The organism is Hymenobacter defluvii (assembly GCF_017589435.1).
Lineage (GTDB): Bacteria > Bacteroidota > Bacteroidia > Cytophagales > Hymenobacteraceae > Hymenobacter > Hymenobacter profundi.
This window is the reverse complement of record NZ_JAGETX010000016.1, coordinates 58,075-75,175: the sequence shown is the minus strand read 5'-3', so window position 1 is coordinate 75,175 and position 17,101 is coordinate 58,075. Positions and strand designations below refer to the sequence as shown.

The following is a 17,101-nucleotide window of genomic DNA, read 5'->3' as shown; positions in this document are numbered from 1 at the left end:
GTAGCACGCACTGGCAGCGGTGGCTGGGGCAATAGCGATGTAGCACGCACTGGCAGCGGTGGCTGGGGCAATAGCGACGTAGCCTTTTCAGGTCGTGGCGGCTGGGGCAATAGCGATGTAGCCTTTTCAGGTCGTGGCGGCTGGGGCAATAGCGATGTAGCACGCACTGGCAGCGGTGGCTGGGGCAACAGCGATGTAGCACGCACTGGCAGCGGTGGCTGGGGCAATAGCGACGTATGCTAAAACCTTCCGCTCAAAAACGAGTGTGTTTACTTTGCTACCTTGCCTGACAGTATGCTTATGTGACTGTTAGCTGATGAGGCAATTTCTACACGGACTTCTTCTTCTTGTTGCCCTCGGGTTAGGAGCCTGTTCTTCTTCGGCTCCTAACCCGGATACGATACGCGTTCGTTGGGCGGCTGATCTGGAGACGTTGGATCCTTTGCTTTATCTTAATTCAGTTAATACAACTCAGACTATCAATTTATTGTACTTCAGCTTATTAGACAACGGACAGGAAACAGTTCCACTATTAGCCGAAGCTCTGCCTAGTGTTCGTTACACTGATTCATTAACGTTTATTACCTATAGAATACATCCGGCGGCTACGTGGGATAACGGCCGCCCAGTGTTGGCCCGCGATGTAGCGTTTACTCTGGCTGTGATGAACTGCCCTGGTCTTCCAAACGAAGCGGCGGAAGCACAATTTGATTTCATCGAAAAAATAAAATACGATTCCACTGATCAGCGGCGCTTCACGTTTGTGTGCCGGGGTAGGTCACCCGAGTTCTATTCTGCCTCGGGTGATTTTCCGATTTTACCAGAATACGCTCTTGACCCAACCGGTAGCCTGGCGGCTCTTTCATTGCGCACATTGCGCATGTCTGAGGCCGCTAAGCTACCCGCCGTTACGCGCTTTGTACAACGTTATGTAGGCGCTCAACTCAACCGGCACCCTGGTAACCTACCAGGGTGTGGCCCTTACCGTTTGCACCAGTGGCAAAGCGGGCGCTACCTCTCTCTTCAGCGCAAGCCTATATGGTGGGGTGATAAGGTGCAGCCTGCACCAACACAACTACAGGCTTATCCAAAGAAAATAGTCTTTGATATTATACCGGATGAGAATACGGCTGTATTGGCCCTACGCCGCCATCAACTCGATATCTATCCTCGCCTACCCGCAAAGGACTACATACGCCTGAAAGAGTCGGCGGCGGCCAAGTGGCTGTCGTTTTACTCAACCGGTTCGTACGAAATGGTTACGGTAGGGTTCAATACGCGCCGTCCTATGCTGCATGATCGGCTGACTCGCCAAGCCCTCAGCCGCTTGTTTAATGTGCCAGCTCTTATTGCTGGTACACAGCAGGGCCTAGCTTATCGCAGTGTAGGTATAATAGCTCCTCAAACAAAACCCTACTATAACAGCACTTTACCCTTTATACCTTATAGCTTACCCGAAGCCACTGTATTATTAAGGCAGGCGGGCTGGCGTCAGACGGCTACGGGCTGGCACCGAGCAACAGTAGGGGCCGCAACTCAACACTTAAAACTTACCATCTCATATCGGACCGGCGACCCCGCTTATGAAGCAGCTGCCCTCCAGTTTCGGAGTGCTGCTGCTACGCTGAATATTCCGGTAACACTACGCCCTGCCGAGCGCTCTATATTTATAGCGCAACTGCGCAATGGTGAATCGGATGTGTTCTTACATTCATTATCTGGCAACCCGACGGCGTTTAACTTTGCTCCGCTTTTTCACTCGCAATACACTAACGCAGGCAACTATAGTGGTTTCGGGACTTCGACGAGTGATAAGCTAATTGAGGAACTGGCGGCCGCTGAAAGCCAGACGCAAAAAATCGAGTTGGTGAAAGAATTTCAGCAGATGATGCAAGAAGAAAGCCCAGAGGTAGTGCTTTATTTTCTGCGCTATCAAACGGCTGCTAATGCGAAGCTAACCGGTTTGGAACCCTCCCCTTTAAAGCCCGGCTATAACGTATCGACCGTGCGCCTCCGAAAGGGCAGTTGATATGGTGCGCTACCTGTTGTTTCGTCTACTCCGGCTACTGTTTGCTCTTTGGCTGACAGCATCCGGCGTTTTTTTACTAAGCCGCTCCCTACCCGCTGATATTATTCTACAGCGGCTGTCCGTGGATGAGATAAGTGCTACTGCTTCCAGCCTGCAACAGCAACGTATTGCGGAGCAGCGCTTTCGGCATCGGTTGGGCTTGGATATCCCACTATTTTATTTCTCCCTACCTACCGCCGCCACACATCAGCAATGGCAGTGGCACGGCCGACACAACCAATACCACCGGTGGGTACAGCAGCTGCTCCATGGCAACCTGGGCCGTTCTTACCGCGACGGCCAACCCGTGACGACCTTATTAGCAGCGGCTCTGACTTACACGTTGCCGCTCACCACGCTGGCCGCTACGATGTCTGTTCTACTGGCGCTGTGGCTGGCTACACGTTTGGCAGTGCATCATCAGATTCGTTTGTTTGCTCTTCGGCTCTTGTATGCGCTGGATGCATTACCGCTGTTCGTACTTGCCCTACTGCTGCTGTTGCTGTTTGCCAACCCGGATATGCTGACGTGGTTTCCAGCATATGGTCTGGGGGAAGAGGCAGAGCTAGTGAATACCTCTGTGCTGGAGCGCATTGGCACTTTGCTTTACTACCTCGCGCTCCCATCGATTTCTCTGATTCTTGTGAATTTGCCTCATCTAGTAATACAGATGGATGCGGCGCTGCAACAGGAGCGCCTCACCGCCTACGCAGCTACTGCCCGTGCCAAAGGTGCCCCCGAAAAGCAGGTCATACAGCACCATACTCTGCGAAATGCACTACTACCTAGCTTAGCCCAACTCACCGATTTATTACCAGCTTTGGTAGCAGGCGCGGTGGTGGTGGAGGTTATTTTTGCTTTGCCGGGGGTAGGCCGCCTACTTGCCGAGGCGGCAGCCACGCACGACTATCCGGTGATAGTAGGGGGAGTGTTGCTTACAGCACTGGTACGGTTGCTGGCGCAGTTTCTCACGGATGGCCTGTACCTGTTGGCTGACCCTCGAATCAGGCTGCGTGCATGAGTGTATCTTTCTACTTTGCTAGCTGGCGCCGACGAATGGCGATTGGGTGGCTTTGCCTTTTGCTGGTAAGTGCTGTGGCTGCCCCTTGGCTACCCCTCCCTTTTGCACCCGATCAGTTGAATTTATCTGCCACAATGCAACCGCCCGGTACGGATGGCCACTGGTTAGGCACTGACCCGTATGGCCGCGATGTACTGGCGCTGCTACTATTTGGGGCGCGTACTGCCTTGCGTCTCAGCCTACCAGCCGCCATCCTGACAACAATATTAGGCACGCTGCTGGGTGCCACAGCCGGCTTCTATCGTAACCGACCTCTCCCTATCGACAGTCTTGTTACGGGGCTGATGGCCGTTATTTCCTCCATCCCGCGGCTGATCTTGGTCTTAGCACTGGCAGCAGTGCAGCCCCCTTCCATCAATACGTTGTTGATGCTGTTCTTATGTACGTATTGGATTGGTCCGGCCCGGCTGGTACGTGCTGAAATGCTCCGGACCCGAGAATTACCTTTCATAGAAGCAGCTCGGGCTGCCGGCATTCCTACCCATCGTATACTAATACGTCACGCACTGCCTAACACTTGGCAGCCAGCACTAGCCGTTTTTCCGCTCAGTGTTGCGTCCCTCATCGCGCTCGAAACTACGCTATCCTTTTTGGGCGTAGGGCTGCCACCCGAAATAGCGAGCTGGGGCCGTTTGTTGGCTGCTTTCAGTATTGACCCTAGTGCTTGGTGGCTCTTGCTCTATCCGGCCGCTATTCTATTCATTACTTCGTTAGCCCTACGTCAGCTCAGTAAGTGATTATTACCTCTAGTTCGATTGCAGGTGAAATGTCACAAAATCTTATAATATCAGCATCACCAAGCTCGCCCTATATGTGTACTTTTTTACAAGATTAGGACACTTTTCGTCATTATCTACCTGAACTCAATCAAATACACTTAGAATTATACAAATATTCTTCAAAATATATCAAGTCATTATTTAGACAATACTGTCCTTTTTGAGACCACTCTTTCCCTATAGCTTTGCTAAAAGGAAAGCGTCTTACTAACGAGATATCATATAAAAACAAGCTTGTTCATCTCTTTTAGCGGCCATTAAAGCGCTGTTTATAAAGATACTACTCGTTTGATTGATTTACGTCCGAGACCTTTTTCACAGCCTACCCTATACGCAGGTCGAGGCTTTATAGAGCTTAATGAATCTTACTTCGCCGTGAAATATGTTGCGAGCGGCGTTGGTCGAGGATTTAGGATTGTTGCAATAAATTAGGTGTACAAAAAAACCGCAGATGCTGTCTGCGGTTTTTTTTTGCATTTCAAGATTCTACTGGGTGGTTTCGGCTGTTTGTTGAGCCAACAGACGTATTCCGTCTGCAAAGGAGTGTGGCTGATACCCCAGTATTTTCCGCGCTTTGGTGATAATGAATCCTGTGCGCGGCGGCCGACGAGCAGGCTGCGAAAACGTGCTACTATTAACACTGGTAATCAATTGCTTATCTAAAGCAAAAAAATCTGCCACGCGTAGCGCCATGTCATACGGTGTAAGTAGTTCATCGCCGCTAATATGAAAGATACCGGTGGCGTTTTGTTGAGCTACTAGCCAGCAACCCTGGGCTAGGTCCTCGGCCAGGGTAGGCGTTCGGAGCTGGTCGTCTACCACTTTTATGGGGGTATGGGACCGGAGCGAGTCGCGCACCCATAGCACGATGTTGGTGCGGCCGTAGTCGTGGGCGGTACCGTACACCAGCACTGTGCGCACAATGCTCCAGGGACAAGTAGCTACCTGCACAACCTGCTCAGCGGCCATTTTACTTTCCCCGTAGTAATTAACGGGTGCGGGTAAGGCTTCTTCGGTCAGTGGTCCGGCTTCCCCACTGAACACAAAATCGGTGCTGACGTGGATAAGATGCACTGCTAGAACCTCGCACACGGCTACTAGATTCTCTACGGCCGTCACATTTTGCTGCCAACAGGCCGCGCGATTCACCTCGCACTCGTCCACATTGGTCATGGCGGCTGTGTGGATGAGGTGAGATGGGCTCACGTCGGCTAACACCTTTGCCACCTGCGTGGCATTGGTCACATCGAGGGGCACGAACCGCACATCCGGATATAGAGCAGCCAGTTTATTGGCACCCCGCGATGAAGCTACTACCTCTATTTCCGGCTGCGTGCGGAGTAGTGCTACCAGCTTTTGGCCGAGCAAGCCGTTGGAACCGGTAATCAGGATGCGTTTGGCCATGGCAGTAATTCAGGCTTAGTACTGATAGTTGTATTGCTCCGCTATTTTCTGCTTGCTCAGCTTGTCTACCTTCATCTTCATTTTCACGTCCGTAATGGGCCGGTCGCGGATGTCTTTGGGCACGGCAGCTATTTTCTCCACCACATCCATACCGCTGATTACCTGGCCGAATACTGTGTAGGCACCATCGAGGCGGGGTACACCCTGCCGATTTTCTACGATATAGAATTGGGAAGCGCTGCTGGCTCGGCGCGGATTTACGGCGTCGCCGGTGCGAGCAGCGGCCACGGCTCCGTAGCGGTGGTGCAACTCGGGCCGGATTTCAGCCGGAATCATCTTCTCATTACGCTGGCCGGCCCCGTCGTTGTTGGGGTTGTCGTCCTTGGAATTTGGGTCGCCACCCTGAATCATGAAGTCGGGAATGACCCGGTGAAAGGTAGTGCCATTGTAGAAACCTTTCTTCGCCAGCTTCAAGAAATTGGCCTTGTGCCGGGGCGTCTGATCAAACAGAATCAGCCGAATATCGCCCTGCGGCGTGCTGATGGTCACGACCTGGTCCTTCTTGCTGGTTTTGGTTGATGCAGTTGGCGCTACGGAACGGGTAGAAGCGCAGCCGGCGCTTAGCAATAGCAGCACTAGCCAACATGCGCCCCACGATTTCAGATGAATCATATACTTTGTTTTCAACCCAACAATAGAAGATACGCTACGCTACGCGGTGCGCCCGGATATCATCCAGAATTTCCTGCCCGCCGCGTTGCAGTACGCTTTCGGCAATCTGAACACCTAGCGCTTCAGCCTCTGCCTGATTGGTAATCGACTTCGTTTCCTCAATGTACTGCTGCCCGTTGAGGCTGATGAGGCCGCCGTGGAGCTTCAAGGCCCCCTCGGGAGTGTAGGTTGCCAGCGCAAACGACGGAATACTGCACCCGCCCTCCATCGTGCGGAGGAAAGCCCGCTCGGCCAGCAAGGCCGTGTGGGTAGGCAAGTGGTCGAGAGCCTGGTGCAACGTCTCTTTCAGCTCTGGCTGCAAGTTTCGGGCGCACTCAATGGCGACGCTACCCTGCCCGGCGGCCGGAACAAAGTGTGTGGCGGGTAACACATGCCGAATCAGGTCGTCGTATTCCATGCGGTGCACACCGGCGTAGGCCAGCACCAAGGCGTGGTATTGTCCTTCTTCCAGTTTGCGCAGGCGCGTTTGCAAGTTGCCACGGGCCTCGGCGGTGCGGGCGTTAGGGTAATAGCGCTGCAACATGGCCTTGCGGCGGGTGCTGCTGGTGCCCAACACAAGGTCGGGGCGGGTAAGGTCTAGGTTGGGGTCGAAGCTCACCACCACGTCGTTCACCTGCTCGCGCTCCATAAAGGCCAGCAGTTCCAAGTCGTCGGGAATGGTGCTCTGCACGTCTTTGGCGCTGTGCACAGCCAAATCAATATGGCCCGTACGCAGACTGATTTCCAGCTCCTCCGTGAACACGCCCTTGGCCCCAATCTTATCGAGCGAGCGGTCCAGCACCACGTCGCCCTTGGTGGTGATGATGACAATTTCCGTGGCCAAGCCGCGCTGCTGTAAGCGGTCGGCTACGTGGTTGGCCTGCCACAGTGCCAGCTTGCTCCCCCTGGTACCGATGCGAATAGGCTTCATCCTTCGAGAATTAAATAAGTAAGTCAAGCACTAAAGGGCCGTACCGGCGCTCTTGGAGAGCTTGCGTAAATCGTGTTTCTTGTGCCCTGCAAAGGTACGAAAGCCAGCCCCGGCGATACTAGCTATAGCACTTTTAGCACTAGCTATATCAATTTACCAAAGTGTATTTAATGCCTTTATAGCGTGTAGAACCGGTTTTATGGAGCTTTATTAAGCTTGTCGGAGAAGCTCTGCCACGCGTAGCGACGTATCCACGAACACCATGCGCGGGTTGGCGTTGCGCTCGATGTGGTAGTGCGCGTCGTTTAGCTCGCGGGTGAGCGGGTCGGCATTGCGAGGCGTTACAAACTTGCTGAAACCAGTCACGAACTGCTGCTCGCTGGTGGCCAGGTGAGGTACCAGCTGCGCATCAAGCCCGAAGAGCAACACCTTGCGCAGCACACCCAGCGAGTAGTGCAGCAGCTCCTTTTGGTTTTCGCGGCCTAGCTTTTGAAACTCGTCGCTCTTGCCCAGCAGCTTGTCTACCTTATAGCCATAGCACTGCCGCATCCAGTCGATAAAAAACGTAAGGTAGTCGTGGTCCTGCCCCGAAGCCGTGGCCGCTGCCAAGGCTGCCCCCAGGTTGCCTTCAGCTAGCTGCGCCACCTGATGTGCTTTGGCCTCGGGCAGATGCCGTTGGTCGCGGAGGTAGGCGGTTAGCTCCGCCTCGGGCAAGGGGCGCACCACAATAGGCTGCACCCGACTAATGATGGTAGGTAGTAACTGCTCGGGCGCATTGCTGACCAATAGAAACACGGTAGCAGGTGGCGGCTCTTCCAGCAGTTTTAGCACGGCGTTGGCGGCGGCGGGGTGCATCAATTCGGGCAGCCAAATAACCACGGTTTTGTAGCGCGCCTCGAATGCCGTAAGCGACACCAGCCGCAGCAGTTGCAGGCTTTCTTCCTTGGAAATACTCCCCTGCTTGTTGTCGGCCCCAATGTGCTGCATCCAGTCGTTGAGGCCCTGGTAGGGATTTTCCAGCACGAATTGGCGCCACTCGCCGGCAAACTTGCTGCTTACCGCATCTTTCGGTACCGCTTTGGTGGTCGTAACAGGTAGGATGAAGTTGAGGTCGGGGTGAATCAGTTTGTCGATTTTCTGACAGCTGGCACAGTGCCCGCACGAATCGGTATCCTGTGGCTCGCGACCCTCGCAGTTAAGGTAGGCCGCATACGCCAGCGCCAACGCCAGCGCCGCCGAACCCTCTGCCCCGCGAAATAGCTGCGCGTGCGCCACGTGCTGCCGCTGCACCGACTGCACCAGCACCCGCTTCACCTCCTCATTACTCGGAATATCCGCAAAACGCATACCGTTGACTTCCTTCTACTTGCGTGGCTAGCGCAAACTATTTAGCGCTAGCCGGCACGTACCGATCAAATATTTACTCTATTACTATTGGCGCGGTGCTATTGCCTGCTGCTCGTTCCCACACGCGGTCCTTGGCCGTGGCTTCGTACACGTAGGCCATGATATCCTGCTCCGGTTGGTCGTAGGGCAGATTGCGGCGGCTCATCACCCGCTCGGCTACTTCGCCGGCTTTGGGTAGGCGGAAGGTTTCGAAGCCCGCCGAGCCGCCCCAGCTAAACGATGGCACGAAGTTGCGCGGGAAACCTGCCCCAAAAATATTGGCCCCTACCCCTACCACGGTACCGGTATTAAACATCGTGTTGATGGCGCACTTGCTATGGTCGCCCATCATCAGGCCGCAGAACTGCAAGCCGGTATTCACGAAACGCCCGGCGGCGTGGCTCCAGATCTTAACGGGGGCGTAGTTGTTCTTGAGGTTCGACGTGTTGGTATCGGCGCCCAGGTTGCACCACTGACCTACCACCGAGTTGCCGAGGTAGCCTTCGTGGCCTTTGTTGGAGTAGGCCATCAGAATGCTATTGGCCATTTCGCCGCCTACCCGACAGTAGGGGCCTACCGTATTGTCGCCGCGCAGCTTGGCGCCCACGTTGACATGTGCCGCTTCACAAACGGCCAACGGACCTTTCAGAACGGCGCCTTCATGCACCTGTACGTCTTTGCCCAGGTAGATGGGGCCGTCCTCGGCGTTGAGGATGGCCGCCCGGATTTTTACGCCCTCTTCTATAAAGATATTTTCCGCGCCGTACACAATGGTATACGCGTCGTTCACAGGTTGCGACTGCCGGCCTTTGGTCAACAGGGCAAAGTCCTGTCGGATTTGGGCACCATTTTGTTGAAACAAGTGCCAGGGCTGGCTGATGATGGTAAGACTACCCTTTGCTTGCCGCACATCGCGGTAGCCATCCTGAATTAGCTCGGCCACTTCAGACGCATCCGGCAGGTAGGCCGCTACCAACAGCTCTTCACTCAGCAAGGCTTCGCCGGGCTGCAAGGCCTGTACTTGCTCTATCAGCTTTTCATCGGGGCACACGGCGCCGTTGATAACCAGCGCCGGCCCTTCGGTGGGACCGGCCGGGAATTTTTCGCGCAAGTGGGGCTGCGTGAGGTAGTGTACCGGCTGTTGCAAGTGGTGCTGCCACTTTTCGGCAATGGTCAGGATGCCGCAGCGTAGGGCAGCTACGGGCCGGGTGAAGGTAAAGGGTAGTAGATTAGGCTGAATAGCCGGGTCGTCGAACAGTAGAATATGCATAGCGGTAGAATTCTACCGCGAAACTACGGCTTTTGCCGGTGCGGGGTAAACACAGGCCATAAAATCCGCACGTCATCCCGAGCTTGCCGAAGCATCTTGCGTGCAACGGTAATCTCAGTAACCAGGAAATTACCACTACAACGTCAGCACGCGAGATGCTTCGACAAGTTCAGCATGACGTGCGGATTTTATTATGTGTCCTTCCGATCCTCCCCTACCCCCAACAACAAAAAAGTTCCTTCCGCGCGCGGAAGGAGCTTTCAGGAAAGCCGGCAGCCAAGGGCTGAGGGCCGTTATTTCTTCTGGTAGCGGTTGCGGAATTTCTCCACACGGCCGGCAGTGTCGATAAACACGTTTTTGCCGGTGTAGAAGGGGTGCGAGGCACTGCTCACTTCTACTTTGATAACGGGGTACGTCTTGCCGTCTTCCATCGTGATGCTCTCGCTCGAGTTCATCGTCGAACGGGTGATGAATTTGAAGTCGCTGGACGTGTCCTGGAATACCACTTCGCGGTACTCGGGGTGAATGTCTTTTTTCATGGTCGGGATGCCGTTAAAACCTTCTGGCCCTGCCGATTTTGCGGAAGGGATTGCAAAAGTACGTTTTCGGGCTGACATTCAAAAGCCTAGCCCGGTTTTTCTGCTGAATGGTTGGGTGGCTACGCTAGTTGTATTGCTGGATTACCTTTGAATAAACTTTCTATGCTTGCTTCCTCACAGTTCTGGCAGCATCATTCGTTGCCCGTCGAATCAACCATCAACCATTTCATTTCTTCAACCTATGCGCCTTTGCTTTGCTTCCAACAATGCTCATAAACTCGATGAAATCCGGGCCATCCTACCCAGTTCCATTGAGCTGGTGAGTCTGGCTGATATTGGTGGTCCCGACGACCTACCCGAAACCCAGGATACGCTGGTCGGCAACGCCCACCAGAAAGCGCAGTACGTGTGGGACCACTTCGGCGTGGCCTGCTTCGCCGACGATACCGGCCTGGAAATCGATGCGCTGAATGGGGCACCCGGTGTGTACTCGGCCCGCTATGCCGGGCCCCAGCGCCTCGCCGCCGACAACGTGGCCAAAGTATTAGACGAGCTGGCGGATGCTCCCTCCCGCACGGCCCAGTTTCGTACCGTCATTGCTCTTATCCTGTCCGATTCGGAGAAACATACCTTCAACGGGGTAGTAGAAGGGCTAATTACGACGGAGCCCCGTGGGGACGCCGGTTTCGGCTACGACCCCATTTTTCAGCCCGTTGGCTTTCAGGAGACATTTGCCGAGATGCCCTTGGCGCAGAAAAACACACTCAGCCACCGCGCCCGCGCCGTGCAGCAGTTGGTAGCTTTTTTTGAATCCAGAGAAAAATAAACCGTTTTCGGCCAAAATTTTGGTTTTGCCGCCGCCAAACTTGCGAAGTGCTTACTTTTGCAGGGTTGGCCCCGCCGGTACGGGCCACTTTTCTACCCATGCAACAACCTTTCATCGTCGGCATTACGGGGGGCAGCGCCTCGGGCAAAACCACTTTTTTGCGCCGCCTGCTGGCTTCGTTTCCCGAAGAAGAAATCTGCCTGATTTCGCAGGACAACTACTACCACCCGCGCGAAACCCAGCTGGTAGACGCGCAAGGCGTTACCAATTTCGACCTGCCTACCTCCATTGACTCGGCCTCCTATGCCGCCGATGTGCTCAGCATCAGCCAGGGTAAGGAAGTGCGTCGGCCGGAGTACACCTTCAACAATCCCGATGCGCCGGTGCAGGAGCTGGTGTTTCGGCCCGCCCCGATTGTAGTGGTAGAGGGCATTTTCGTGTTTCACTTCGAGGAAGTGGCGCGCTTGCTCAACCTAAAAGTGTTTATCGACGCCCAGGAACACGTGAAAGTGCTGCGCCGCATTGTGCGCGACCGGGACGAGCGGGGCTATGATCTGGAAGATGTGCTCTACCGCTACATCAACCACGTGGCCCCCACCTACGACAAGTTCATCAAGCCCTACCGCAACGACGCCGACATCATCATCCCCAACAACAGCCGCTTCGATATGGGCCTGGAAGTGCTGGTGTCTTTCCTGAAAGCGAAGGTGAAGGCGTAAAAGGTGAAGTTGTGAGTTTGCGAAGTTGTGAATGCAAAATGTCTGTCATCCTGAGCTTGCGAAGGACCTTCTCACGCGTGAACGAATGACGTAATAACGACTCGTTCACGCGTGAGAAGGTCCTTCACAAGCTCAGGATGACAGTCCCGTTTACAGTCAATTTTCAGAAATTCACAACTTCACTTCTCACAACTTCACCTTTTAGTATATTTGTAGCCATTGCCCTACCTATGTTTTTGCTGAGTACCCGGTTTTTATCTCGTTTGCGGTTTGCCTTGCTCACAGCCACGGTGCTGTTTGTGCTGGGCCTGAACCACCAGACGGTGACGACCTTTCGGGCGGTGCCAGGCAAGACTACGCGGGTAGGCGTGCGGCCTAAAGCGGCCGTCATCAAGCAAAAAGTAAATCTGGAGGCCGTGGGGCCGCTGGTGCTGCACGTGGCACCCGATGCCGATGCCTGGCTTCCCTTCCCTACCCCACAGCATTGGCTGCCGGCCGTGCGTCGGGCGTTGGCGGTGCCAAGCCCCCTGGCGGGCATTTTGCCCAGCAGCATCTTTCGGGTGCGGCTGTTGGTAGCGGCGCTTTCGCCGCAGGCGCCCTAGAAAAAATCGAAGTTTCGGGAATCAAAATAGTGCGGTTGTTTTTCTAGCAATTGACTATCAGCCTTTTCGCTGCGTACGCTTCCCGACGATTGATTTTTAATTGCTTGTTGCCTTTCCAAAAAATCTTTTCTGATGCGTAATAAAGGACTCATCATTGGGCTGACCATCGTGGTATCGGCCCTGTGTATCTACTTTCTCACGTTCACGTTCATCTCGCGCCGGGTACAGTCCGACGCGGTGAGCTACGCCACCAAGAATGGCGTTGTGAACCAACAGGCCCGCCAGCGCTACCTCGACTCGGTGTGGCGTGCTCCTGTAACCAGCATTTTGGGTGTTGATTACACCTACCGCGATGTGCGCGCTTCTGAGCTGGGCCTGGGCCTCGACTTGAAGGGCGGTATGCACGTGACGCTGGAAGTGTCGCCGGTGGAGATTGTGCGCGCCATGAGCGGCAACTCCAAAGACCCTAAGTTCAACCAGGCGCTGGAGCAGGCGCAACAAGCCCAGAAGGCTAATCCTTCGGCTCCTTTCACCACGCTGTTCCTGCAAGCCTACCGCAACGTAGCGCCCAACGATAACCTGGCGCGCATTTTTGCCAACACCACCAACAAGAGCCGCAAAATCGATATCAACTCGTCGGACGCCAAGGTGATTGGTGCTATCGACACCGAGATTGAGGATGCCATCGACCGCTCGTTCAACATTCTGCGCACGCGTATTGACAAGTTCGGCACCAGCCAGCCCAACATTCAGCGCGTGAAGGGTACCGGCCGCATTCAGGTAGAGCTACCCGGCGTAGACAACCCCGACCGTGTACGTAAGCTGCTGCAAGGCCAGGCTAAGCTGGAGTTCTGGGAAGTGTGGCGTCAGGATGAGTTCGGCCCCTACCTCCAGCAACTCGACCAAGCGCTGGTAGCTAAGGAAACTGCTGAAAAAGCTGCTTCTCCTACTGCTGCCGCTACTACCACCACTGCTCCTGGCGACACGTCGTCGTTGGCTAGCCAGTTGGCTAAGAAAAACACCGCTACTGCCGCTGCCGATTCGGCTAAAGGCCCACAAGGCTCGGTGCTGGCCCGCTTGTTTACGATGCCCGGCCAGTTGGGTGCCAACATCCGCGACACGGCCCGTGTAAACCAGATGCTTCGCTCGCAGGAGGCCCGTGCGGCTCTCCCTCCCAACCTCACGTTCATGTGGAATGTGAAGCCGCAGGAGTTGGGTGGTCAGGAATACTTGAGCCTGGTGGCTGTACGTAAAGCTTCGGGTGCTACGGCTCCGCTGGAAGGCGACGTAGTAGCCGACGCGCGCGGCGACATTGACCCGCAACGTGGCGGTGCTGAGGTAAGCATGAGCATGACGCCCACCGGCGCCAAGAAGTGGCAGAAGCTGACCAGCAACAACATCGGCCGTCAGGTAGCCATTGTGCTCGACGACAACGTGTATTCCGACCCCGTGGTGCAGGCCGAAATTGCTGGCGGCAACACCAGCATTTCGGGCAACTTCACCATCGAGGAAGCCCAGGATTTGGCTAACGTACTGAAAGCCGGTAAGCTGCCCGCTCCTACCCGCATTGTGGAAGAAGCTGTAGTAGGTCCGTCGCTGGGTCAGGAAGCCATCAATCAGGGTCTGTACTCGTCGGTGGCTGGCCTGCTGATTATCATGGGCTTTATGGCGCTGTACTACGGCCGTGCTGGTCTGGTAGCCGATGCCTCGCTGCTGTTCAACATCTTCCTGATTTTGGGTATTTTGGCTCAGTTCCAATTTGCCCTTACGCTGCCGGGTATTGCTGGTCTGATCCTGGTATTCGCCTCGTCGATTGACGCCAACGTGCTGATTTTCGAGCGTATTCGGGAAGAACTTGACCATGGCCATTTGCTGAAGGATGCCATCAACGCCGGCTACTCGCGCGCTTTCTCGGCCATCTTCGACTCCAACGTAACCACGCTCATCATCGCCCTCACGCTGTTCATCTTCGGTACGGGTCCGGTGCAGAACTTCGCCGTTACGCTGCTGATCGGTATTTTCACCTCGTTCCTGTCGGCCGTGTACGTGTCGCGCCTCATTATTGAGTGGCTGGTGAAAGGCAAAGAGACGAGCAAAATCACCTTCTCTACCTTCCTCTCGCGCAAGCTGTTCACCAACGTGAACTTCGATATCGTGGGCAAGCGCAAAATCGCCTACGCTTTCTCGACGGTGGTGATTGTAGTAGGCTTCGTGCTGATGGCTATTCAGGGCGGCCCCAACCTGGGTGTAGACTTCCGCGGTGGCCGCGCCTACGTGGTAGACTTCAACAAAGCCATGGACGCTTCTAAAGTGCACGATGCACTGGTGGCCGACTTTGGTGGCAGCGGCACGGAGGTGAAAACCTTCGGTACGCCCAACCGCCTGCGCATCACCACTGGCTACCTTGCCGATGATGAAAGCGTAACTGCCGACAAAAAGGTGGAAACCACCCTGTTGAATGGCTTGAAGAAGGATTTCAGCGGCGACGCACCCGTTATCAAATCTACTTCTAAGGTAGGCGCTACCATTGCCGACGACATTAAGAAGACCTCGGTGCTCAGCTTGGGCCTAACGCTGCTCGGCATCTTCGTGTACGTGTTGCTGCGCTTCTCGCGCTGGCAGTATTCCATGGCTGCAGTTATTGCCTTGTTCCACGATGCGCTGCTGGTTATTGCCTGCTACCCTATCGCTCGCCTGTTTGGTCTGAACTATGAGATGGACCAGATTTTCGTGGCGGCCGTGCTTACGGTGCTGGGCTTCTCGATGAACGATACGGTGGTAATCTTCGACCGTATTCGTGAATACCTGCGCGAAAACCCGCACCTCACGTTTGCTCAGGTGGCCAACCCAGCCCTAAATAGCACGTTCTCCCGCACCATGATTACTTCCACTACCGTGTTCTTGGTGGTGCTGGTACTCTATATCTTCGGGGGTGAAACGCTACGTTCGTTCTCGTTTGCTATGCTGGTAGGCATTGTGTTCGGTACGTACTCGTCGCTGTTCATTGCTACCCCCATTATCCTCGACACCTACGGCCGCAAAGAGGCTCGCGAGCGGGGCACCGACATCTCCACGCACATTGGCGATACAGGCGCACCCAAGCTGTCGACCTCCAACGTATAATCGCAGATTTTGCTGATTATCTGGATTTCGCTGAGTTGAAGAAACCTACTCGGTACACACAAAGAAGCCCGGCCGCTTGGCCGGGCTTCTTTGTGTGTATTCTTATCCTATTTCTGGGCTACTTTCAGAGCACTTTACTTTGCTAATGGCGCTTCTGGGGGAGCGGGTAGGGCGGCGCGCCACGCTAGGATTTGCTGCCGCATATTGGCAGCCACGGTGGGGTGTTGGGCGGCAACATTGGTTACCTCTTTAGGGTCTCGGGCGAGGTCGTATAGCTCCAGCTGGGAGCCGTCGTCGTTGAGCAGGAGCTTCCAGTTATCTTGGCGCATGGCCAAGTTGGGGCTCCGGTCGCGGCCGAGGGGGTAGCGGAACGACTTGCTGTTGCGGCCATACTCCCAGAACAGCGGCGCCGTGTGCGAGTGCGGCTTGCCTAAGAGGGCGGGCGTCACGTCTTCGCCATCGGTGCGGGGTTGCGGGCTGCTTGCCCCACCCGCCAGCGTCACAAACGAAGGGAACAAATCCGTAGCACTTAGCACCGACTGCTGGTCTACCCGCCCCGCCGGAGTACGGGCCGGGTAGCGCACAATAAACGGCATCCGGATACCCCCTTCGTACAACGAAAGCTTGCTACCCCGGTAGGGCGTGGCACGGCTCCCATCGAAATTCGGCAACGGGCCGTTGTCGCTGGTGAAAATAATGAGCGTATTATCGTCTATCCCCTGCTCGCGCAGCCCAGCCAGCAGCCGGCCTACCTGCCGGTCCAGCTCGGCCAACACACCCTTAAACTCCCGAGGCTTTTCGGTGCCGTTGGGATGGGCGTCGAGGGTGGATTCGTCGGGCACCCAGGGCGTATGCACGTCGTCGGGCCAGAGGTTGATGTAGCAGGGCTGGTTGGGGTGACTCTTAAGAAACGCCAGAGTTTTGTCTACGAAATATTCCGTGCGGCGCCAGCGCTTGATGCTGTCGGTGCGCGCCCAGATCCAGTTGGTAGAGGTCAGCAGCGGGTCGGGGTCGGGGCTTTCGTAGGTGCTGGCATAGGCATCGAAGCCGTAGCGCAGGATACCGGGCGCATTGTCTACGTCGCGGCCGCCACCCATGTGCCACTTGCCAAAGTGGGCGGTGGCGTAGCCAGCGGCTTGTAGTTGCCGGGCCACCGAGGGCGCATCGGCCACCAGAAAATCGGCCTGCTCGCACTGCCGGTTGTGCCGGCGCGTATCCAGAAACGACGTAATGTTAAACTTCCCCGGCGCCGAGCCCGTGGTCAGCCCTACCCTTGAGGGCGAGCAAATGGGCGCGGCGCTGTAATACTGCGTAAACTTGATGCCTTCGGCCGCCAGCCGGTCGATGTTGGGGGTAGGCACAAACGTGCCGCCGTAGCAGCCCACATCGGCAAAGCCCATGTCGTCTACCAGCAGCAAAATGATGTTAGGGCGCCGGGCAGAAATAGCCTTTTGTTTTACCTCTGAACGTGGGTTACTCGTGCAGCTACCAAGCAACAGCCCAACAACCAGAATGAGCAGATTCATCTGTTTCATAGCGTAGCAGTGTAGTTCTTTTTCGCATTTTACGCAAAATCAGTAACTACATATCTATCAACGCAAAAGGGCGGTTTGACTGTTAGTCAAACCGCCCTTTTGCGTTGGCGACACCACTTACAAAGTA

The 17,101-nt window shown here is 55.2% G+C and carries 14 protein-coding genes and 1 pseudogene; 8 read left to right on the top strand and 7 right to left on the bottom strand.

The window, feature by feature from the left end; all coding sequences use genetic code 11:
- The 4 genes and pseudogenes from J4D97_RS19005 to J4D97_RS18990 all read left to right on the top strand — a co-directional run.
- Window positions 1-243 (top strand): annotated as a pseudogene (locus J4D97_RS19005) (hypothetical protein); the annotation flags it as partial.
- A 73-nt stretch (window positions 244-316) separates the two neighbouring features.
- Complete coding sequence (locus J4D97_RS19000; protein ID WP_208308947.1) at window positions 317-2,029, top strand: ABC transporter substrate-binding protein; 1,713 nt, start codon at window positions 317-319, stop codon at window positions 2,027-2,029.
- A gap of 16 nt (window positions 2,030-2,045) precedes the next feature.
- Window positions 2,046-3,089 carry an ABC transporter permease gene (locus J4D97_RS18995; protein ID WP_208308946.1) on the top strand — a complete coding sequence of 348 codons (1,044 nt, stop codon included), beginning with the start codon at window positions 2,046-2,048 and terminating at the stop codon, window positions 3,087-3,089.
- 134 nt (window positions 3,090-3,223) lie between these two features.
- The gene (locus J4D97_RS18990; protein WP_185281230.1) at window positions 3,224-3,886 is read left to right on the top strand and encodes an ABC transporter permease; all 663 of its coding nucleotides are present in this window, start codon (window positions 3,224-3,226) and stop codon (window positions 3,884-3,886) included.
- 528 nt (window positions 3,887-4,414) lie between these two features.
- On the opposite strand, the gene J4D97_RS18985 is transcribed toward J4D97_RS18990, so the two are convergent.
- The 6 genes from J4D97_RS18985 to J4D97_RS18960 form a co-directional block, all read right to left on the bottom strand.
- Window positions 4,415-5,332: an SDR family oxidoreductase gene (locus J4D97_RS18985; protein ID WP_208308945.1), complete on the bottom strand. Its 918-nt coding sequence runs from the start codon at window positions 5,330-5,332 to the stop codon at window positions 4,415-4,417.
- 15 nt (window positions 5,333-5,347) lie between these two features.
- The gene (locus tag J4D97_RS18980; protein ID WP_208308944.1) at window positions 5,348-6,004 is read right to left on the bottom strand and encodes a peptidylprolyl isomerase; all 657 of its coding nucleotides are present in this window, start codon (window positions 6,002-6,004) and stop codon (window positions 5,348-5,350) included.
- Between the two features lie 34 nt (window positions 6,005-6,038).
- On the bottom strand, window positions 6,039-6,974 hold the full coding sequence (gene hemC / locus J4D97_RS18975) for a hydroxymethylbilane synthase (protein ID WP_208308943.1): 936 nt from the start codon (window positions 6,972-6,974) through the stop codon (window positions 6,039-6,041).
- Between the two features lie 210 nt (window positions 6,975-7,184).
- On the bottom strand, window positions 7,185-8,321 hold the full coding sequence (locus tag J4D97_RS18970) for an ATP-binding protein (protein WP_208308942.1): 1,137 nt from the start codon (window positions 8,319-8,321) through the stop codon (window positions 7,185-7,187).
- 73 nt (window positions 8,322-8,394) lie between these two features.
- Entirely contained in the window at window positions 8,395-9,630 is a 1,236-nt protein-coding gene (locus tag J4D97_RS18965; protein ID WP_208308941.1) for a GlmU family protein, read from the bottom strand.
- Window positions 9,631-9,923: 293 nt separating this feature from the next.
- Complete coding sequence (locus J4D97_RS18960; protein ID WP_208308940.1) at window positions 9,924-10,169, bottom strand: type B 50S ribosomal protein L31; 246 nt, start codon at window positions 10,167-10,169, stop codon at window positions 9,924-9,926.
- A 241-nt stretch (window positions 10,170-10,410) separates the two neighbouring features.
- Here J4D97_RS18960 and rdgB point away from each other — a divergent pair, with 241 nt between their 5' ends.
- The 4 genes from rdgB to secDF all read left to right on the top strand — a co-directional run bounded on the left by rdgB (window position 10,411) and on the right by secDF (window position 15,439).
- Window positions 10,411-10,995 (top strand): RdgB/HAM1 family non-canonical purine NTP pyrophosphatase, encoded by a 585-nt coding sequence (gene rdgB / locus J4D97_RS18955; protein ID WP_208308939.1) that lies wholly within the window; start codon window positions 10,411-10,413, stop codon window positions 10,993-10,995.
- A 98-nt stretch (window positions 10,996-11,093) separates the two neighbouring features.
- Window positions 11,094-11,714: a uridine kinase family protein gene (locus J4D97_RS18950; protein WP_185281238.1), complete on the top strand. Its 621-nt coding sequence runs from the start codon at window positions 11,094-11,096 to the stop codon at window positions 11,712-11,714.
- A 230-nt stretch (window positions 11,715-11,944) separates the two neighbouring features.
- Window positions 11,945-12,316, top strand: coding sequence for a hypothetical protein (locus tag J4D97_RS18945; protein ID WP_208308938.1), 372 nt, complete (start codon window positions 11,945-11,947; stop codon window positions 12,314-12,316).
- Between the two features lie 132 nt (window positions 12,317-12,448).
- Window positions 12,449-15,439 (top strand): protein translocase subunit SecDF, encoded by a 2,991-nt coding sequence (gene secDF, locus J4D97_RS18940; RefSeq protein ID WP_185281240.1) that lies wholly within the window; start codon window positions 12,449-12,451, stop codon window positions 15,437-15,439.
- A gap of 134 nt (window positions 15,440-15,573) precedes the next feature.
- Here the strand turns inward: secDF and J4D97_RS18935 are convergent, their stop codons facing one another.
- Window positions 15,574-16,974 (bottom strand): sulfatase-like hydrolase/transferase, encoded by a 1,401-nt coding sequence (locus tag J4D97_RS18935; RefSeq protein WP_243900408.1) that lies wholly within the window; start codon window positions 16,972-16,974, stop codon window positions 15,574-15,576.
- Window positions 16,975-17,101: the final 127 nt, after the last annotated feature.